We start from the raw sequence: 19,110 nt of genomic DNA on the forward strand, positions 1-19,110 counted from the left end.
GAACTACCGCCCGACCACTTCAACCGCTAGACATTGAACTGTGCATACTGGTCCTGACCTGGGGGTTTGCTGCTGGCCGTGGGCCGTTGGGGCCCCCTGGGACTGTGGGATCAGTTTGGGATTCGAAGTCTCCGACCGAGAACGGCCGCCACGGCAGGCGCCCTGGGTGGGACTCCTCGCCTGTACGCACGACTACTGCCGTGCACTCAGTCAGGAAAGGCCTTCAGCAATGCCTGCGCGACTTCAGGAGGGCAGTCCTTACGAAGCGCAAGGTTTCGTGCCCGGACGCGGGCATCCGGGAGGTTCCCCCTCTTGAGGCACTTCGGGAAAGCCGCTTTGTTCGCATCAGGCATCTGTGGCCACCTCGACTCCACAGCGGTGCCCCAGCGGGTGGGGTGTCGTGCGGAGAATCCGACGAGAGTGCTCACTAGTGCACGGAGCGAGCGTTCGCCGATGACGGCTGTGTCGAAGTCCACCAGGAGTTTGCCCAGGTAGGTTTCGGTCGTCTGCAAGGGGAGTCCAGGCATCGCTAGCTCGGTCAGTGTCTGCTGCAGCTGCCAGTACAGGGCTGGGATGAGCTGCTGGGTCTTGCGGGTGGGGTTCGCGATCAAGTTCTCGAGGCAGTCGATGTACTGGTCGAGGACGGCCAGTACGACGCTCGGGGTGATTAGCTCACGCAGCTCGGTCTTGTCGGCGTGCAGCAGTGCGCCCACCATGCCCTTGAGCGCTGCCGCCACCTGTGCGTCTTCGTGCCGCTGCAGTGACCGCTGGTGTCTGGCCACGATGCGCAGGACCGCTGCGCTGTCCCAGTGGACGATTCCAATCCTTGCGGTGAGGCAGCGGGCAATGGTCTGTACGACGTGTTCGTGCCGGCTGTCGATCACGTCAAGCAAGAAGTTGGTCAGGTCAGGACCCAGATCAACTTCTTGAGTCTCGAGCACCTTGACGATCGACCCTCCAGCCGCCAGCGGCTCTTTGGCGTTCGGTTGCCTGGCCATGTGCTCTCGCACAGCTGCGCGAGCCCGCGGATCGTCCAAGGCAAGGTACCCGTCCAGTTCCGCACGCAATTCACGATCAGCTGGATCCGAGGACGGAACGAGCGCGCGCAGGGCACCCTGATGCGTGACGAGTCCTTCTGAGCCGAGCTCGTCGAGACAAGCCCTGAAGGTGCTCTGCCGAGCTGTCGTATCAACCACACCGGCGGCCTCGGTGAGCAGCTCCTCCAGTAGTGACGCGTCGGGTATCGCGGCACGAACGAGAGCGGGCCACACTCTGCGTTCGTCGTAGTCGGTGTAGCGCCGCAACCGGTCGATGAGTTCGCGTCGATCTGTGGAGTTCAAGGCGGGAGACACCGTGCGGGTGAGGACGGCGAAGGTGCCCGCGGCCTCTCGGTGCGGATCCGCCCGTGTAGCGAGAGCGGCTGCTGCGACCCCGCGCGGTATCCAGCCGGCAAGGAAGTCGATTGTGTTGTGGATCCGGTCTCGAGAGATCTCTTGGTGTGCCATGCCGGTGGTTATCACCTCGCGCAGGACACTGAGGTCGTCCTGCGCTATCCGGGCGACGGCACGGACTTGAGCGGCATCCCACCGAGCCGGGTACGTGGTCGCAAGCAGCTCCCGCCAAGAGGTCCACCCGAGTGCCTCGCGTGCCTCCGGTTCGTGCCAGCAGCGCAGCATCAGCGCAACCGCATCGTCGACACTATCTGTGGGGCATGGGGCTGCCAGTGCGGCAGCAAGGACTTCGCGGTCGGCTCCCACCGTCGGCCGGTTCACCTGGGCCGCGATCACTTCAACTCGCGCAGCATCGGGTAGGTCCTCGTAGCGGTACAAGGCGACCACGCTCGGCAGGTACACGACCCCTTTGGTCTCGGCCAGCGCACGGTTGAGGAGCCGTCGACAATCGTGTGGGAGTTCGGCGCCTGGCGAGCTCAGCAGTGCGTCTAGTGCGGCCCTGAAATGGTCTGGTCGTAGGTCTTTCGGCGATCTCCGTATCAGGAGTGCTACCGCGTTGACGAGGACGCCACTGCGCAGGTCTGGGTCCGCAAGCCACCGGTTGGCGTGGGCCAACACGCGTGGGACCCATTCCGGTGACGCTTCCTCAAGCAGATCGGTTGCACCGATAAGGCTTCGGGGGTGCGAGTTCGCCAAGTCCTCGAACATGGGACCTGTGTCCTCAGGAGGTCGCGCGAGTGCACCGCGCAGAAGCAGTCGTACACCCAGAGCGCCCTTCCTCGGGATATGAACGACTATCTCCTCGAAGCGAGCGAGGTCCATAGGCCCCACGACAAGGTGTGTCACAACACCCCAGTGGCCAGCTGATCCGTCGGCCAGGACTCCTTCGAGTGCTTCCCAGTCGTCCACTGAACCGTGAGTTGCGAGATAACGAGCGACGGCGTACTCAGCGAATGTCTGGTGGAAGAAGCTGTACCTCGTTGCGGCCGCTTTGAGGATTCCTTCGCTGAGCAACGTCCGGCATACGCGCACGGTCTTCGTTGTCGCGGCGACGCAATCGCTGAACCGGATCTTGCTGATGTGCCAGAGGTCTCCGGCGAGTTCCAGAGCCGCGGCTTCCTGGTCCATCGCGGCTTGCCCTCGCCGCCCTCGTCTGTCGTGCGCGACACGGGTGTCCCAGTAGGTGGAGTACAGCCGCGTGACCGACAGGTCTTCGGGTAGCGCCCCTTGTGGAGCGTAGATTCGGCATGCCATCGCGAGCCGCAGCGGGACTGCGAGGACCTCGCGGCGGCCCTTGTCATTCGCGGCCGCGGCGACGGAGGAACTGAAACTCTCAGCGAGGTCGGTCGGCATATCCTCCGTGGCGAGGTATGCACTAGCCCAGTCGACGATTTCATCCTTGTCGAGGCCCGACAGCCTGAGATCTGTCCATCTCAGACTCGAGGGAGAGATGAGGTCCTCCCACTCGCGGGCGCGGCAGGTCAGCACAAGATCACACAGCTGCGCCAGCAGGGCCATCAGCTGAATGACGGCGTCCGCCGAGGAGTCGGACAGGATGAGGTCGAGGGTGTCCAAAAGGAGCAACGGCTTCCCGCCGCTGCTTCTTGAGGCCAGAATCTCGGTGAGCGACGGTGCTTTCGGAAGCCCGTACGCCGCTCGACCAAGTTCCGCGTCGAGCAATTCTGGGGTAGAGACAGCGGCTCCCGCCGGCACCTGACTCGCCAGGATCAAGATCACTTCCCGGTCTGCGATGTGAGCGTCGAAGAGTTGCCCCAGCAGGACACTTTTCCCTTGCCCTCCGTCGCCCGTGATCACAGCCGGAAATGGCAACTCGGCGGCGCCGATCGACGCGAGATCGGTACTCTGCAGGCGGGGTCGGAGAGGAAGCACGTCAGGTACGAGGAGTGCTCGAGACGACTCCGCTCGGGCTGTCAGCCGTTGGCGGCCAAGTTCCCTCTCATGCTCGTCTCTGGGCGGCCGATGGAGGGATATGAGCTCCTGTATGAGCTGTTGAGTCTCCTCGTTCTGCTCCGTCAACGTTCTGGTCGCGGCAACCACCAACGTGTCGGTGTCGAAGGGCCGGCTCTCCAGCCAGCTGCATAGTCGCGCGGAGACTTCTGCGATCATCACGTCGAAGTAGTGCTGCGCTTCACCCGGGCCCAGGTCCGCTCTCACGGCCACCGCGGCGGGATCGGCGAGCAGCCGGCGGGTGACCCCGTGTGGGCCATCGACGATGCCGCGCCAGATGTCGACTTCCTTGGCCCGTCCCAGCACGTCGTCGAACGCGGCTTCTGCGCCGCGCCGGTCGTCCTGGGACAACATGGCGAAGTCCGGCATCTTTCTCAGAGATACCAACGCCTTCTGGGTCTCCTGGGCAAAGTCCAACAAGTCCTTGGTCGGGCTCTCGACACCCAGAGCGTCCGAAACGCCGCCCAGCCCGACGAGATACAGCACACGACGAACCCCCGGCAACAACCGGGCGATCGACCGCGATCCCTGGAGCCGATCAGTACCCACATCCTCAGCCGAGCTACTCACGGTAGGCCTGAACGAGTGCCGCGTAGCCCGTCGACACCGAGCCGCACGGGCCCTCGGTCCTCGCCGGTACCGTGAACTCGTCCACGCCTGCCACGTCGATCTCGACGCTGTCGTTCACCGCCCCACGCCCCACCGAAAACGCGTGCAGGACAAGGCTGTCGCCGACGATCTCGAGTTCCGCCGTCATGCCTTCAGGCGAGTGATCATTGACTTGAAACCTTCCGAGTGATTCACGGTAGCCCGCCCTTCCACCGGTCCGTCGGTGCCGCAAAACCTACTGGCGCCACCCGTCCAATGCGAGCCACACATAGGGTGATTTCGCAGTTCGGCACCGGGTGCGCACCAGCGCCGCGACCCCCCCTCCCGGCGCTCACCGCCCCGATCGACTAACACGTGCTAACCGCCCGCCTGCTAGCACTGGGCGGACCGTCCTCGCCGTGGACCGCGTCGTCGCTGCGCCGCACCGAATGGCGAAATCCTGCGCGATGGCTTCACCCGCTGTTTTCCTACTCGGGCTATGCGCGGTGTGCGCAGACTCTGTTTGAACGCGACATGCAGACCACGCCACCCAGAGGTGACTTCATGGACAGTTCCAAACGAGGTATCGCTCGAAGAGGGGTGGACCGCCGTAGCCGGCGCCGTAGCGATCGTGATAGCAAGCGCGGCGACCGTTTGGGCCGCGGACAATCTGGTCCCGACCCAGACCTACAACCCGAACTGTAGCGCTGGGGGCGAAAATAGCGCCGTGCTGTGCAAGACGGACAGCTCCTACTGGTCCTATTACCCCCAGAGCTCGCTCGAGGGTGCAGACAGGGAACGGGTAGCCAGCGTACTGGCGGACGAGTACGCGCCCACAGACCTCGGCGTCGCCTATGACGCCAGCCCGACGTACAGCGGCACTGACGAGACGGACCTCATCCTCAGCGAGAGCGCCGTACCCGGCGGGAACGAGGGCATCACATGGTGCAACGATCCGGTATCCGGGTACGTGTGCGACCAGCACTACGTCGATATCGAACCGAACTTCTACTCCAGCCGTGGTCTGATCTGCCACGAAGCGGGTCACGCCTTGGGGCTGACTCATGGCGCGCAAGCTCATCAGCCGCAGTCGCAAACCGATCCGGCGCTGGGGTGCCTGAGAACTCCGATCGGCTCCACGCAAGACAACCTGGGGTCGCAACAGGTATTCAATATCAACGCCAACTATTAGGAGCTGCAATGTCGAGACACGGAGCACGACAGATGCGAAGAGCCCTGGTGTTGGCTGCCACGGGAGGGCTCCTTCTCGGTACGGCCGGATGCGCCGGTGGTGAACCTGCGATCGCCGATGGCCCTGTGATCGCCGAAGGCTCTGACAGGTACCCGAACACCACGGCCGAGGACTGGGTGACGTACGCCGACCATGTCGTGGTCGCTACCGCGGTGGCCGATGAGGCTCTGCCACTCGATGATGACGCCGCGGCCAACGGAGAGGGTTCCGTGGACCGTATGGTGACGATGCAGGTTGACGACGTGGTGTGGACCTCGGCGGAGCCTCGTCACGCGGCGCCGGCGACGTTCGAGTGGAGCGGTTGGGGCTGGGCACTCCAGAACGGCGAGCAGATCGAGATGGCCGCCGCAGACGAGCCTCGCGTGGAGGTCGGCCACACCTACATCATGGCGCTGGTGCACGAGCCCGAGTTCACCGACGGCGGGAAACAGTATCCGGAGAAGTGGGTCAGCCTGGGTTCGGACTCCATCATCCCGTACGACGGCACAGAGATCGGTGTCGGAGAAGTCCAGGGCACGGTCCTGAGCGAAGCAAAGGCCCCCGATGAGGACGCGGTCGACTACTCCCTCGAGGATGAGCTGACCGGCAAGAGCATCGACGAGCTGGTCGCGGCACTGAGCGATGCGACGCCCGGCGCCCGGGCTGACTTCGGACCTGCCGGGCAAACGGACGGCTGAACGCAGCGCCCGAAGTGCTGCCACATCCCCAAGGGGCGTGAACGCCAAGGCGTCCACGCCCCCTGTCGCATCTCTCGGGACGAAACCCTTCCCGCCAGCCGCGGTCCACCTCTGTAATCCATCGCTGGCCCAGTCAGCCGGCATCATGGCGTGGTCAAGCAGGCGAACCAGAACTCAACTAGACGTTGAACCCGAGCATCCGCAGCTGCTCCTTGCCGTCGTCCGTGATCTTCTCCGGACCCCACGGCGGCATCCAGACCCAGTTCACGCGGAACCCGTCGACGATGCCCTCGAGCGCCTGCGCCGTCTGGTCCTCGATCACGTCCGTCAGCGGGCAGGCCGCCGACGTGAGCGTCATGTCGATGGTCGTGTGGTTGTTCTGGTCCACCTGGATGCCGTACACCAGGCCCAGGTCGACGACGTTGATCCCCAGCTCGGGGTCGATCACGTCGCGCATCGCTTCCTCGACGTCCACCGCAGTGGTGGGCGACGGGCCCACTCCCTCAGCGGGAGCGGCCGGGGCTTCCTGCCCGACCTCGGTACTCGCCTCAGTCATCGGTCTCTCCTCAGCTCGTTGCCAGCGCGCCACTGCGCGCCAGCGAGTCCTTGAGCGCCGCCCAGCCGAGCAGCGCGCACTTGATTCGCGCGGGGTACTGCGAGACACCGGTGAACGCTGTCGCGTCCCCGAGGGCGTCCTCCGCGGCGTCGTCGTCCAGGCCCTTGCCGCGGGACGACATCAGGTCGTGGAACAGGCCGTCGAGCCGCGCCACCTCGGCCAGGGGCGCGCCCTCGACCAGCGACGTCATGACCGACACCGAGGCCTGGGAGATGGAGCATCCCTGCCCCTCCCACGAAACGCCGGCCACCGTGCCCTCGGGCGTGACGTCGACCCGGAGGGTCACCTCGTCGCCGCACGTCGGGTTCACCTGGTGCGACTCCCCCGCGAGGTGTCCCTCGACCTCCGCTAGGTCGACGAGGCCGTGGCCCACCGGACGCTTCGCGTGGTCCAGGATCACCTGCTGGTACATCTGCTCGAGCGTGCTCACGACGCTGCCTCTCTCGATCGTCCGGACAACCGTCCGAACAGCCTCGCTGAAGTTCTCATTCCGCTCCGAAGAACGCGCGGACCCCCGCCAACGCTTCCCGGAACGCCACTACCTCTTCGACGGTCGTGTAGACCGACGCCGACGCGCGGGCCGTCGCCGCGACCCCGAACCGGCGGTGCAGCGGCTGCGCGCAGTGGTGTCCCACGCGGACGGCGATGCCCTTGTCGTCCAGCACCTGTCCGACGTCGTGCGCGTGCACGCCGTCGACCACGAACGAGACGACGGCCAACCTGTCCGCCGTGTCGAGCGGCCCGATCACCCGGACGCCCGGGATGTCGGCGATCTTCAGCATCTCGGCGGCCAGCTCGGTCTCGTGCCGGGCGACGCCGGCCATGCCGAGCTCGTCGAGGTACTGGGCCGCGCACCCCATGCCGACCGCCTGGGCGACCATCTGGGTGCCCGCCTCGAAGCGCTGCGGGGGCGGCGCGTACGTGGTGCTCTCCATGGTCACGACCTCGACCATGGACCCGCCGGTGACGGTGGGCGGCATGGCCTCGAGCAGCTCGCGCCGCCCGTACAGCGCGCCGACGCCGGTGGGGCCGAGCATCTTGTGCCCGCTGAACGCGGCGAAGTCGACGCCGAGCTCGTGGAAGTCCACCGGCATGTTCGGCACGGACTGGCACGCGTCGAGCACCGTGAGGGCGCCGACCCGCCGCGCCGCCGCGACGAGCGTGGCGACGGGCGCGACCGCCCCGGTCACGTTCGACACGTGCCCGAAGGCCAGCACCTTGGTGCGCTCGGTGACGACCGCGTCGAGGTTCGACAGGTCGAGCCGGCCGTCGTCGCCCACCGGGATCCAGCGCAGGACGGCGCCCGTGCGGGCGCACAGCTCCTGCCACGGCACGAGGTTCGCGTGGTGCTCGGCCTCGGTGACGACTATCTCGTCGCCCGGCGCCAGCCGGAACCGCTCTGCCGCCTCGCCGCCGCGACCCAGGGTCGCGTTGGAGAAGGCGTAGGCCACGACGTTGATCGCGGCGGTCGCGCCCGGCTGCCAGACGATCTCGCCATCGGAGGCCCCGACGAACGCCGCGACGGCTGCCCTCGCCTGCTCGAACGCCTCGGTGGCCTCCTCCGCGAGCTGGTGCGCGCCGCGGTGGACCGCGGCGTTGCGCTGCTCGTAGAAGTCCACCTCGGTGTCGAGCACCACCTGCGGCTTCTGGGAGGTCGCGGCGGAGTCCAGGTACACGAGGGTCTGACCGCCCCGCACCGTGCGCTCGAGCAGCGGGAAGTCCGCGCGGACGGCGGCGAGCTCGGTCGTCGAGAGCTGCGTCTCGACGGGCCCGGCGCCCGCGGCAGCGGCGGCCAGCGGTTCCTGGTTGCCCGGTCGCACGGTGGCGGTGGTGGTCATGGTCTTCCCCTTGCAGAAAATCAGCAGAGCATCAGCAGATGCGTCTGCGGTGGATCAGGCAGAGACCGTCTTGTTGTTGACGAGGTACCGGTCGTAGCCCTCTTCCTCGAGGCGGTCGGCCAGCTCGGAGCCGCCCTCCTCGGCGATCTTGCCGTCGACGAAGACGTGCACGAAGTCGGGCTTGATGTAGCGCAGGATCCGCGTGTAGTGCGTGATGAGCAGGATGCCGATGTCGGTCTGCTCCTTGGCGCGGTTCACGCCCTCGGACACGATGCGCAGCGCGTCGACGTCGAGGCCGGAGTCGGTCTCGTCGAGGATCGCGAAGCGGGGCTTGAAGAGCTCCATCTGCAGGATCTCGTGGCGCTTCTTCTCACCGCCGGAGAAGCCCTCGTTCACGGAACGCTCGGCGAAGGCCGGGTCCATGCGCAGGTTCTCCATCGCGCCGCGGACCTCCTTGCCCCACGTACGCAGGGCGGGGGCCTCGCCGGAGATGGCGGTCTTGGCGGTCCGCAGGAAGTTCGCGACCGAGACGCCGGCGACCTCGACCGGGTACTGCATGGCGAGGAACAGGCCGGCGCGGGCACGCTGGTCGACGGACATGGCCAGCAGGTCCTCGCCGTCGAGCGTGGCGGTACCCGAGGTGACCGTGTACTTGGGGTGGCCGGCGAGCGCGGAGGCGAGGGTGGACTTGCCCGAGCCGTTGGGGCCCATGATGGCGTGGGTCTCACCGCTGGCGATGGTCAGGTCGACACCGCGCAGGATCGGCTTGGGGCCTTCCTTGGTCTCGACGCTGACGTGCAGGTCGCGGATCTCGAGGGTGGGCATATCGATTACTCCAGGGTTGCTTGCGAAGTCAGAAGATTCAGGAAACGGGCACGGTGGCGTCGATGTCGACGAGCACCTTGTCGCCGTCGACGGTCACCGGGTAGACGGGCACGGGGCGCACCGCCGGAAGCTGGATCGGCTGACCGGTCCGCAGGTCGAACTGGGAGCCGTGCAGCCAGCACTCGACCAGGCAGCCCTCCACCTCGCCGTCGGACAGCGAGACCGCACCGTGGGAGCAGATGTCGGAGATGGCGTGGAAGTTGCCGTCCGCGTCACGAGCGACGGTCACGGGCACCGGGGCGCCGTCGGCGCCGTCGAGCTCCACGAGCATCGCCTCCTCCGGTCCCAGATCGTCGGTCATACAGGCCAGCTGCGCGGTCATGCGGTCGGTGCTCCGGTGATCACGCTCATCGACTTCTCCAGCTCGGCCTCGATGGAGGCGAGCAGGCGCTCCTCGACCGACGGGATGCCGATCTCGTGGATGAGCTCCGCGAAGAAGCCGCGCACGACGAGCTTGCGCGCCTCGGTCTCGGGGATGCCGCGGGCCTGGAGGTAGAAGAGCTGCTCGTCGTCGAACCGGCCGGTGGCGCTGGCGTGGCCGGCTCCGGCGATCTCGCCGGTCTCGATCTCGAGGTTCGGCACCGAGTCCGCGCGCGCGCCGTCCGACAGGACGAGGTTGCGGTTGAGCTCGTAGGTGTCGGTGTTCTCGGCGGCCGCCCGGATCAGGACGTCGCCCACCCAGACGGTGTGCGCGCCGGCACCCTGCAGGGCGCCCTTGTAGGTCACGCGGGACTTGCAGTCCGGCACCGCGTGGTCCACGAAGAGGCGGTGCTCCTGGTGCTGGTTCGTGTCCGCGAAGTAGAGGCCCACCATCTCGACCTCACCACCGGGGGCGGTGAACTCGGCGTCCGGCGTGACGCGCACGACGTCGCCGCCGAACGTCACGACGACGTGCTTGAGCTTCGCGTCGCGGCCCAGGCGGGCCCGGTGCGAGGAGGCGTGCACGGCGCCGTCGGCCCAGTCCTGGACGCTGACGACGGTGAGCTGAGCGCCGTCCTCGACGACGATCTCGACCGTCTCGGCGAGCGTGCCGCTGCCGTCGTGGTCCAGGACCACCACTGCCTCGGAGTGCCGCTCGGCGCGGACCAGCACGTGGGCCGCCGTCGCGTCCTTCGACACGCCCGTCAGGCGCACGGAGGTGACGTCGGAGGCCACTGCCTCCTTGGGGATCGTGACGATCGTGGCCTGCTCGAAGGCGTTCCACGCGGTGACCGCCGTGCGGTCGCCGGGCTGGCCGGCGGTGCCGAGACGGGAGTCGTCACGGCCGACGGTCTCCACGGTGACCTCGGGGGCCGCCGTGACCTGGACCGTGACGCCCGAGGCGCCGAGCTCGGCCTGGAACAGCGGCTGGAGGCGGTCCGCCGGGGAGAAGCGCCACTCCTCCTCGCGGCCGTTGGGGACCGGGATGTCCTCGAGGGAGAACGACGTGCGGCGCTCGGCCCGCGAGCCCTGGGGCTTGACGGCGCCGTGCGAGTGGGCGCCGTCGGCAACAGCGCGTGTGTGATCTGTCTTCAGATCAGTGGTAGCAGTCGTCATATCAGCCGACGGACCCTTCCATCTGCAGCTCGATGAGGCGGTTGAGCTCGAGCGCGTACTCCATGGGCAGCTCGCGCGCGATGGGCTCGACGAACCCGCGCACGATCATGGCCATGGCCTCGGTCTCTTCCATACCCCGGGACATGAGGTAGAACAGCTGGTCCTCGCTCACCCGCGAGACCGTGGCCTCGTGACCCATGGAGACGTCGTCCTCGCGGACGTCGACGTAGGGGTAGGTGTCGCTGCGGGAGATCTGGTCGACCAGCAGCGCGTCGCAGAGGACGGTGGACGCGGAGTGCTTGGCGCCCTCGAGCACCTGCACCAGACCGCGGTAGGACGTGCGGCCGCCGCCGCGCGCCACGGACTTGCTGACGATCGACGACACCGTGTTCGGCGCGGCGTGGACCATCTTGGCGCCGGCGTCCTGGTGCTGGCCCTCACCGGCGAAGGCGATGGACAGCGTCTCGCCGCGGGCGTGCTCGCCCAGCAGGTAGATCGCCGGGTACTTCATGGTGACCTTCGAGCCGATGTTGCCGTCGACCCACTCCATCTGGGCGCCCTCAGCGGCCGTGGCGCGCTTGGTGACCAGGTTGTACACGTTGTTCGACCAGTTCTGGATCGTCGTGTAGCGAACGCGGGCGTTCTTCTTCACGATGATCTCGACGACTGCCGAGTGCAGGGAGTCGGACGTGTAGATCGGCGCCGTGCAGCCCTCGACGTAGTGCACGTACGAGCCCTCGTCGGCGATGATCAGCGTGCGCTCGAACTGGCCCATGTTCTCGGTGTTGATCCGGAAGTAGGCCTGGAGCGGGATCTCCACGTGCACGCCCGGCGGCACGTAGACGAACGAGCCGCCCGACCACACGGCCGAGTTCAGCGCGGAGAACTTGTTGTCACCGGCGGGGATGACCGTGCCGAAGTACTCCTGGAAGAGCTCCGGGTAGTCGCGCAGACCCGTGTCGGTGTCGACGAAGATGACGCCCTGCTCCTCCAGGTCCTCACGGATCTGGTGGTAGACGACCTCGGACTCGTACTGGGCCGCGACGCCCGCGACGAGGCGCTGCTTCTCCGCCTCGGGGATGCCGAGCTTGTCGTACGTGTTCTTGATGTCGTCGGGCAGGTCCTCCCAGGAGGTGGCCTGCTTCTCCGTGGAGCGCACGAAGTACTTGATCTTGTCGAAGTGGATGCCCGACAGGTCGGAGCCCCAGCTCGGCATGGGCTTCTTGCCGAAGAGGCGCAGGGCCTTGAGCCGCTGGTTCAGCATCCACTCGGGCTCGTTCTTCAGAGCCGAGATGTTGCGAACCACCTCTTCGCTCAGGCCTCGCTGCGCGGACATACCCGCGGCATCGCTGTCGTGCCAGCCGTACTCGTAAGAGCCGATGCTGGCGATGATCTCATCGTCGGAGCGCTGCTCTGGCGCTTGCGTTTCTGCGCTCATCACTTTCCTTCGGTGGGGGTCTTCGCGGGGTGGTTCAGGGGGATGTTCACAGGGAGGTTCACGGGGATGTTCGTCGTGCACGCGTGCGCACCGCCCGCGATGGTCGCGAGGCGTTGGACGTGCGAGCCCAGCAGCTCGCTGAACGCGCGGGCCTCCTGCTCGCACAGCTCGGGGAACTCCTCGGCCACGTGCTGGACCGGGCAGTGCCCCTGGCAGAGCTGCACCGCACGGGCGACGGTGCCGGCAGTGGGACCGCTCAGCGGCGCCGGGACGGGCCGCACGGAGGCGGCGTAACCGTCGGCCGACAGCAGCTGGACGAGCTGGGCGGCGCGGCCCTCCGCGGTCTCCGCGGTGAGGTGCGGCGCATAGCTGCGGGCGACGGCGTCGAACCGCTCCTTGGCGAAGCCCGTCACCGCCGCGCTGCCGCCCGTCTCCCGCAGGAACCGCAGGACCTGCCGCGCGATCTCCTGGTAGCCGCCGGCGAGCTCGGACTGGCCGCCGCCCGTGACGACGTACCGCCGGGCGGGGCGCCCGCGGCGGGGCACGCCCGACCGCGAGGCCTCGTGGACGGCGATCTTGCCGTCCTCCTCCAGGAGGGTCAGGTGCCTGCGCACGGCGGGCGCCGTCAGCTCCAGGACGGCGGCGAGGGCGCCGGCGGTGACCGGGCCCCGGGAGGCGACGAGCTCGAGCACCCGCCGACGCGTGGTGCCGTCGGTCTCGTGGCTCGCCACGTGGCCCGCTGCCACCTGTGTCGCTGCGCTCATGCTGGTCACCTCCCTCACGTCGGTCCTGCGTCGGTCTCGCACCGCTCCGGGGGCAAACTTCACCCCCGGTGCGCACGCCTCGTAGACGCCAATGCTTTTGAGAACATCCTTGTTCCCTAATTCGAGATGCGCAAGGAAGGCGAACCTCAGTTGGGCCAGTTCGCGACACATCTCACACGTGTGATCCACACCCAGGTCACGTCGCACGACGACGGTCCGCGCGCCGCCACCTACGATTGTGCGGTGCCCTTGTCCGACGCGCCCGCGATCGACTCCGCCCAGGCGGACGCCGCAGGCGCCACCACAGTCAGCGCCGCCGGTACGGCCGCCGGCGACCACGCGGTCGCCGTGGAGGTGCGCGGCCTCGTCAAACGCTACGACGGCCGCGCGGTCGTGGACGGCCTCGACCTGATCGCCCGCCGGGGCGCCGTCACCGCCGTCCTGGGCCCCAACGGAGCAGGCAAGACGACCACCATCGAGTGCTGCGAGGGCCTGCGCTCCCCCGACGGCGGCACGGTCCGCGTGCTGGGCCTCGACCCCGTCGCCGACGCGCGCGCCCTGCGCCCCCGCGTGGGCGTCATGCTGCAGGACGGCGGCCTCCCCACCGGGGTGCGCGCGCTGGAGCTGCTGCGGCACGTCGCCGCGATGTACGCGAGCCCGCGCCCCGTGGACGAGCTCGCCGAACGGCTGGGCCTGCACGGCTTCGCGCGCACCACGGTGCGCCGCCTGTCGGGCGGGCAGCGTCAGCGTGTCGCCCTCGCCGCCGCGGTGGTCGGGCGGCCCGACGTCGTCTTCCTCGACGAGCCCAGCGCCGGCATGGACCCGCAGAGCCGGCGCGCCGTCTGGGACCTCGTGCGCGAGCTGCGGGCCGACGGCGTCGCCATCGTCCTGACGACCCACCTCATGGACGAGGCCGCCGACCTGGCCGACCACGTGCACGTCGTCGACCACGGCAAGGTGATCGCGTCCGGCAGCGTGCGCGACCTGACGGACGGAGCCGCGGGCCCGAGCACGATCCGCATAGAGGCCACCCCCGGCCTGAACCTGACCCCCTTGCTCACCACCCTCAACACCTCGTTGAGTGCTGGATATTTGTCCAGTCAGAGGTCCTCGGCTGGGCAAATACCCAGCACTCAACTGAGTGGGTCCGAGGGGTGGACGGGTGGCGAGAGCGAGGCCGGGGTCTACACCCTGACCGGGGCCGTGGATCCCGCCGCGCTGGCGGTCGTGACCGCCTGGCTCGCCGAGCGCGGCGTGCTGGCCCGGTCGGTCAGCACCGGCCGCCGCACCCTCGAGGACGTCTTCCTCGACCTCACCGGAAGGAACCTGCGATGAGCGCCCTCCGACAGGATCAGGCGCCCGTCGAGACCCCTGCCGCCGCGCCGGCCGTCCGCCGGATCGCCGCCCAGGCGTCGTTCGAGACCCGCGCGATCCTGCGCAACGGCGAGCAGCTGCTCGTGACGATAGTGCTGCCCGTGCTGGTGCTGGTGGGGCTCGTGCGCACCTCGTTCCTCGACCTCGACACGCAGGGGTACACGCGTATCGACTTCGTGACGCCGGGCGTGCTCGCGCTCGCCGTGATGTCGACGGCGTTCACGTCCCAGGCCATCGCCACCGCGTTCGACCGGCGCAACGGCGTGCTGCGCCTCATGGCGACGACCCCGCTGGGCCGCGGCGGGCTCCTGGCCGGCAAGGTGCTCGGTGTGCTCGCGGTCGAGGTGGTGCAGGTGCTCGTCATCGCGGGCGTCGCGGTGGCCCTCGGCTGGCGTCCGGAGCTCGGCGCGCTGCCCGCCGTCGTCGGCGCCGGCCTGCTCGGGACCGCCGCGTTCACCGCCCTCGCGCTGCTGCTGGCCGGGACCCTGCGCGCCGAGGGCGTGCTCGCCGTGGCCAACCTCGTGCTCGTGCTGCTCACGGTGGGCGGCGGCGTGCTGCTGCCCGCCGCGCAGCTCGCCGGCCCGCTGGCGCACGTCGCGGTGCTGCTCCCCTCGGGGGCGCTGGGCGAGGCGATGCGCGGCGCCCTGCTGCACGGGTCCGTGCCGCCGTTCTCCGTCGTGATCCTGCTGGGCTGGACCGCCGCGCTGGGCGCCGGCGCCGCGCGCCTCTTCCGCTGGCACTGACCGGTCCACCCGTATCCGGGTAAGTACCTACCCGAGGCCCATACGCCGAAGGTATGACCAACTCGTGGGGTTGGCGGGTGAAATCTACGCCTTTAGGGTGCATTTCACCTACATTCCCCAGGAGGCAACGTGACTTCCACCCATAACAACCGCCGTCGGCTGATCGTCGGTGCGGGCATTGCGCTCGCACTCGCGGCAGCCCCGGCCGCCGCGGCGACGGCGTCGTCGGCGCAGGGCGCAGCACCGGCTGCATCAACCGACACGACATCGGCACCCGTCGCGGGCGCGCTGATCGAGGACTCGTACATCGTCGTGCTGAAGGACGGCGACGTCGCCAAGGCCGAGGTCCGGAGCACGGCCAGCGGTCTCGTGCAGAAGTACGGCGGCGAGGTCCGCCACTCGTACACCAACGCGGTGCGCGGGTTCTCCGCGTCGATGTCGCCCGGCCAGGCAAAGAAGCTCGAGGCCGACCCGTCCGTCGCGTACGTGGAACAGAACCGCGTGATGACGGCAACCGACACGCAGTCGCCGGTCCCCTCCTGGGGCCTGGACCGCATCGACCAGGCGGGGCTCCCGCTCGACGACTCGTACACCTACGGCAACTCCGGCACGGGTGTGACCGCGTACATCGTCGACACCGGCATCCTGACCACCCACGAGGACTTCGGCGGCCGTGCGGTCAGCGGCATCGACACGGTGGACGGCGACGACGACGCCACCGACTGCGCCGGACACGGCACGCACGTGGCCGGCACCGTCGGTGGCACGGAGTACGGCGTCGCCAAGGACGTCTCGCTCGTGGCGGTCCGCGTGCTCGACTGCGGCGGCTCGGGCAGCTTCGACGGCGTCATCGCCGGCATCGACTGGGTCACCGCCGACCACGCCGCCGGCGAGCCGGCGGTAGCCAACATGTCGCTCGGCGGTGGGTTCTCGCAGGCAGTGAACGACGCGGTGTCCGCGGCCGTCGCGGACGGCGTCACCTTCGCCCTCGCCGCGGGCAACGACAGCGCCGCCGACGCCTGCGACGGTTCGCCGAGCTCCACCCCGGAGGCGATCACGGTCGGTGCCACCGAGGACACGGACGCTCGCGCGCCGTACTCGAACATCGGCACCTGCGTGGACATCTTCGCGCCGGGCACCGACATCACGTCGGCCTGGTACACCGACGACGCGGCGACGAACACCATCAGCGGCACCTCGATGGCCACGCCGCACGTCGCGGGCGCCGCGGCGCTCGTCCTGGGCGGCAACCCCGCCGCCACACCCGCGGAGGTCGGCGACGCCCTGACGGGTGCGGCCCTGCCGGACGTCGTCACCGACCCGGGCACCGGCTCGCCCAACCTGCTGCTGAACGTCAGCGGTCTCTGACTCACCCACCACCGCGACGTGTCAGACCCTCAGGTCACGAAGGTGACCTGAGGGTCTGACACGACTACGGCCTCCCTGCGAGTAAAGACCCAGTCAAGCCCCATAGGTGAAAAGTATGACCCTTTTGCGAGGTATGCGGGATGAAGTTGCCGATTTAGGGTCACCTTCACCTACATACCCCAGGGGGGCAACGTGACCATGCACAGCAACCGCCGTCGGCTGATCGCCGGCACCGGTATCGCACTCGTCCTCGCAGCGGCACCCGCCGCAGCGGCGATGGCCTCGACACCGTTGGAGCAGGCGCCCGCGCTTGTCGCCGGCGCGGCGGTCGAGGACTCGTACATCGTCGTCCTCAACAACGACGACGTCGCCAGGACGCAGGTCAGGAACGCGGCAAGCAGCCTGGTGCAGGAGTACGGCGGCAAGGTGGTCCGCTCGTACAGCAACGCGGTGCGCGGGTTCTCGGCGACGATGTCCGCGGCCGACGCCAAGCAGCTCGAGGCCGACCCGTCGGTCGCGTACGTCGAGCAGAACCAGGTGGTCACGGCCTCCGCCACCCAGACGCCGGTGCCCTCCTGGGGCCTGGACCGCATCGACCAGCGGGCGCTGCCGCTCAACAACTCGTACACCTACACGAGCACGGGCGCCGGGGTGAAGGCGTACATCATCGACACGGGCATCCTGACCACCCACCAGGACTTCGGCGGCCGTGCGATCCACGGCAGGGACACCGTGAGCAACGACAACAACGCCACCGACTGCCAGGGCCACGGCACGCACGTCGCGGGCACCGTGGGCGGAACGTCCTACGGCGTCGCCAAGAACGTCACGCTCGTCGCGGTCCGCGTGCTCGACTGCAGCGGTGGCGGCACCACCGCCGGCGTCATCGCGGGCATCGACTGGGTGACCGCCGACCACGCCGCCGGACAGCCGGCCGTGGCCAACATGTCGCTCGGCGGCGGGTTCTCGCAGGCCCTGAACGACGCCGTCGCCAGGTCGATCGCGGACGGTGTCACCTACGCGGTCGCCGCCGGCAACGAGACCGCCACCAACGCGTGCACCCGGTCGCCCGCCTCCACCCCGGCGGCGATCACGGTCGGCGCCACCACGAGGACGGACGCCCGCGCCTCGTACTCGAACATCGGCACCTGCGTGGACATCTTCGCGCCGGGCTCCGAGATCACGTCGGCCTGGTACAACAGCACCACCGCCACCAACACCATCAGCGGGACCTCGATGGCCACGCCGCACGTCGCGGGCGCCGCGGCCCTCGTGCTCAGCGCCAACCCGGGCGCCACGCCGGCCCAGGTCGGCACCACGCTGAACAACGCCGCCACGACGGGCGTCGTGACCAACCCGGGCACCGGTTCGCCCAACCGGCTGCTGAACGTCACCGGTCTCTGACGGAGTCGGCGAAGTAGAGCGCCTGTCCGGACGCTCGCTCTACCTCGTGGCCTCTCGGTCGACGAGGTAGAGCGAGCGTCCGGACAGGCGCTCTACTTCGCCAGCACACCCGGGCGAGAATCACACCGGGTCAGGGACCTGTGCGGGAGGCGACGCCGTCGTCGACCGCTAGCGTTGGGGGGTGACCGCAACCGCCGCCCCCACCTCCTGGTTCGCCGCGCTCGCCGGACGTGTCGATCGCTTCCGCCACTGGACCCGCGCGATCCTCGTCGCGAACCTCGTGGGCCAGATCGGCATCATCGGGACCGGCGGCGCCGTGCGCCTGACCGAGTCGGGCCTGGGCTGCTCCACGTGGCCGCAGTGCGAGCCCGGGAGCTTCACCCCGCAGTTCCACGAGGCCACGACCCTGCACCCGTACATCGAGTTCGGGAACCGCACGCTGACCGGCGTGCTGGGGATCATCGCGGTGCTGCTCGCGGTCGCGGTCTGCACTGACCTCAAGCGGTCCGCGTCCTACCGCGTGCTCGGCCTGGTGCCGATCGTGGGTGTGCTGATGCAGGCCCTGATCGGTGGCGTCGTGGTGCTCCTGCACCTGCACCCCGGCTGGGTCTCGCTGCACTTCGGCGTCTCGGCGGGGCTCGTGGCCGCGTCGCTCTACGTGCTGCACCGGCACGGCGAGGGCGACGGCGCCCCGACCCTGGTGGTCGGGCCGCGCGTACGCGCCCTCGCCTGGACGCTGGCCGGGCTGACCGCCGTCGTCGTCGTGCTCGGCGTCCTCACCACGGGCGCCGGCCCGCACAGCGGCGACGCCGAGGTGGGCTACCGCATCGCCATCGACCCGGCGCTGCTGACCAGATGGCACGCCGCGGCGGTATGGGCGTTCCTGGCCGTCCTGGTCACCTACCTCGTGTCCGTGCGCGGCGGGCCGACGGCGGTGCGGCGCGCCGCCCTCATCCTGCTCGCGATCACGCTGGCGCAGGGCCTCATCGGGTACGTGCAGTACTTCACCGACCTGCCCGAGCTGCTGGTGGGGCTGCACATGATCGGCGCGGCGGTGCTGATCGCCGGGACGACCCGGGTCGTGCTGACGACGCGGGTGCGCTGAGCATGTGCTGGTCCCGGCGGACCGTGGTGACGGCCGGCTGATCCGGCGGCGGTCTACTCGCGTGGATCGCACCGGTCGGCGGGACCGCCGCCGTGCTGTTCGT

At 68.7% G+C, this 19,110-nt stretch carries 17 protein-coding genes; 7 read left to right on the top strand and 10 right to left on the bottom strand.

Annotated features, from left to right (window positions below; all coding sequences use genetic code 11):
- Positions 1–206: 206 nt before the first annotated feature.
- Together ACNYC2_RS15695 and ACNYC2_RS15700 are read right to left on the bottom strand one after the other, a co-directional pair.
- Positions 207–3,905, bottom strand: a complete 3,699-nt coding sequence (locus ACNYC2_RS15695; protein ID WP_419702694.1) for an NACHT domain-containing protein — start codon at positions 3,903–3,905, stop codon at positions 207–209.
- Between the two features lie 76 nt (positions 3,906–3,981).
- A complete protein-coding gene (locus ACNYC2_RS15700; RefSeq protein WP_419702695.1) occupies positions 3,982–4,176 on the bottom strand; it encodes a hypothetical protein in 195 nt (64 codons plus the stop codon).
- Between the two features lie 558 nt (positions 4,177–4,734).
- Here ACNYC2_RS15700 and ACNYC2_RS15705 point away from each other — a divergent pair.
- Both ACNYC2_RS15705 and ACNYC2_RS15710 read left to right on the top strand, forming a co-directional pair.
- A complete protein-coding gene (locus tag ACNYC2_RS15705) occupies positions 4,735–5,199 on the top strand; it encodes a hypothetical protein (RefSeq protein WP_419702696.1) in 465 nt (154 codons plus the stop codon).
- Positions 5,200–5,324: 125 nt separating this feature from the next.
- Positions 5,325–5,936, top strand: a complete 612-nt coding sequence (locus ACNYC2_RS15710) for a hypothetical protein (RefSeq protein ID WP_419702697.1) — start codon at positions 5,325–5,327, stop codon at positions 5,934–5,936.
- A 178-nt stretch (positions 5,937–6,114) separates the two neighbouring features.
- On the opposite strand, the gene ACNYC2_RS15715 is transcribed toward ACNYC2_RS15710, so the two are convergent.
- From ACNYC2_RS15715 to ACNYC2_RS15750, 8 genes are read right to left on the bottom strand one after another with little or no spacing between them, the layout of a single operon-like run.
- Positions 6,115–6,492: a metal-sulfur cluster assembly factor gene (locus ACNYC2_RS15715; RefSeq protein ID WP_275007227.1), complete on the bottom strand. Its 378-nt coding sequence runs from the start codon at positions 6,490–6,492 to the stop codon at positions 6,115–6,117.
- A gap of 10 nt (positions 6,493–6,502) precedes the next feature.
- Positions 6,503–6,982, bottom strand: a complete 480-nt coding sequence (gene sufU, locus ACNYC2_RS15720; RefSeq protein WP_419702698.1) for a Fe-S cluster assembly sulfur transfer protein SufU — start codon at positions 6,980–6,982, stop codon at positions 6,503–6,505.
- Positions 6,983–7,037: 55 nt separating this feature from the next.
- The gene (locus ACNYC2_RS15725) at positions 7,038–8,390 is read right to left on the bottom strand and encodes a cysteine desulfurase (protein WP_419702699.1); all 1,353 of its coding nucleotides are present in this window, start codon (positions 8,388–8,390) and stop codon (positions 7,038–7,040) included.
- Positions 8,391–8,444: 54 nt separating this feature from the next.
- Positions 8,445–9,215: a Fe-S cluster assembly ATPase SufC gene (sufC, locus tag ACNYC2_RS15730; RefSeq protein WP_419702700.1), complete on the bottom strand. Its 771-nt coding sequence runs from the start codon at positions 9,213–9,215 to the stop codon at positions 8,445–8,447.
- A gap of 37 nt (positions 9,216–9,252) precedes the next feature.
- The gene (locus tag ACNYC2_RS15735) at positions 9,253–9,597 is read right to left on the bottom strand and encodes a non-heme iron oxygenase ferredoxin subunit (RefSeq protein ID WP_357446543.1); all 345 of its coding nucleotides are present in this window, start codon (positions 9,595–9,597) and stop codon (positions 9,253–9,255) included.
- On the bottom strand, positions 9,594–10,811 hold the full coding sequence (gene sufD, locus ACNYC2_RS15740; protein WP_419702701.1) for a Fe-S cluster assembly protein SufD: 1,218 nt from the start codon (positions 10,809–10,811) through the stop codon (positions 9,594–9,596). The genes ACNYC2_RS15735 and sufD overlap by 4 nt, the downstream gene beginning before the upstream one ends.
- Position 10,812: 1 nt before the next feature.
- Positions 10,813–12,249: a Fe-S cluster assembly protein SufB gene (gene sufB / locus ACNYC2_RS15745; RefSeq protein ID WP_357510494.1), complete on the bottom strand. Its 1,437-nt coding sequence runs from the start codon at positions 12,247–12,249 to the stop codon at positions 10,813–10,815.
- Complete coding sequence (locus tag ACNYC2_RS15750) at positions 12,249–13,013, bottom strand: helix-turn-helix transcriptional regulator (protein WP_377139609.1); 765 nt, start codon at positions 13,011–13,013, stop codon at positions 12,249–12,251. Before ACNYC2_RS15750 ends, sufB begins: the two co-directional genes overlap by 1 nt.
- Before the next feature lie 348 nt (positions 13,014–13,361).
- Between ACNYC2_RS15750 and ACNYC2_RS15755 the strand changes: the two genes are divergently transcribed.
- From ACNYC2_RS15755 to ACNYC2_RS15775, 5 genes are all read left to right on the top strand, one after another.
- Positions 13,362–14,348 carry an ABC transporter ATP-binding protein gene (locus ACNYC2_RS15755; RefSeq protein ID WP_419707839.1) on the top strand — a complete coding sequence of 329 codons (987 nt, stop codon included), beginning with the start codon at positions 13,362–13,364 and terminating at the stop codon, positions 14,346–14,348.
- Positions 14,345–15,130 (top strand): ABC transporter permease, encoded by a 786-nt coding sequence (locus ACNYC2_RS15760; RefSeq protein WP_419702702.1) that lies wholly within the window; start codon positions 14,345–14,347, stop codon positions 15,128–15,130. Before ACNYC2_RS15755 ends, ACNYC2_RS15760 begins: the two co-directional genes overlap by 4 nt.
- 129 nt (positions 15,131–15,259) lie before the next feature.
- Positions 15,260–16,498, top strand: coding sequence for a S8 family peptidase (locus ACNYC2_RS15765; RefSeq protein WP_419702703.1), 1,239 nt, complete (start codon positions 15,260–15,262; stop codon positions 16,496–16,498).
- Between the two features lie 198 nt (positions 16,499–16,696).
- Entirely contained in the window at positions 16,697–17,902 is a 1,206-nt protein-coding gene (locus ACNYC2_RS15770; protein WP_419707840.1) for a S8 family peptidase, read from the top strand.
- A gap of 181 nt (positions 17,903–18,083) precedes the next feature.
- Positions 18,084–19,007, top strand: coding sequence for a COX15/CtaA family protein (locus ACNYC2_RS15775; protein WP_419702704.1), 924 nt, complete (start codon positions 18,084–18,086; stop codon positions 19,005–19,007).
- The last annotated feature ends 103 nt before the right edge of the window (positions 19,008–19,110 follow it).

The sequence above is a fragment of the Promicromonospora sp. NFX87 genome (genome assembly GCF_048564965.1).
In the GTDB taxonomy this organism is placed as follows: domain Bacteria; phylum Actinomycetota; class Actinomycetes; order Actinomycetales; family Cellulomonadaceae; genus Promicromonospora.

Excerpts from the sequence above, each read along its gene's own strand:
- ACNYC2_RS15760 (WP_419702702.1), top strand. The coding sequence starts at position 14,345 with ATGAGCGCCCTCCGACAGGATCAGGCGCCCGTCGAGACCCCTGCCGCC.
- ACNYC2_RS15735 (WP_357446543.1), bottom strand. The coding sequence starts at position 9,597 with ATGACCGCGCAGCTGGCCTGTATGACCGACGATCTGGGACCGGAGGAG.
- ACNYC2_RS15770 (WP_419707840.1), top strand. The coding sequence starts at position 16,697 with ATGCACAGCAACCGCCGTCGGCTGATCGCCGGCACCGGTATCGCACTC.
- sufD (WP_419702701.1), bottom strand. The coding sequence starts at position 10,811 with ATGACGACTGCTACCACTGATCTGAAGACAGATCACACACGCGCTGTT.
- ACNYC2_RS15700 (WP_419702695.1), bottom strand. The coding sequence starts at position 4,176 with ATGACGGCGGAACTCGAGATCGTCGGCGACAGCCTTGTCCTGCACGCG.
- sufB (WP_357510494.1), bottom strand. The coding sequence starts at position 12,249 with ATGAGCGCAGAAACGCAAGCGCCAGAGCAGCGCTCCGACGATGAGATC.
- ACNYC2_RS15750 (WP_377139609.1), bottom strand. The coding sequence starts at position 13,013 with ATGAGCGCAGCGACACAGGTGGCAGCGGGCCACGTGGCGAGCCACGAG.
- sufC (WP_419702700.1), bottom strand. The coding sequence starts at position 9,215 with ATGCCCACCCTCGAGATCCGCGACCTGCACGTCAGCGTCGAGACCAAG.
- ACNYC2_RS15725 (WP_419702699.1), bottom strand. The coding sequence starts at position 8,390 with ATGACCACCACCGCCACCGTGCGACCGGGCAACCAGGAACCGCTGGCC.
- ACNYC2_RS15715 (WP_275007227.1), bottom strand. The coding sequence starts at position 6,492 with ATGACTGAGGCGAGTACCGAGGTCGGGCAGGAAGCCCCGGCCGCTCCC.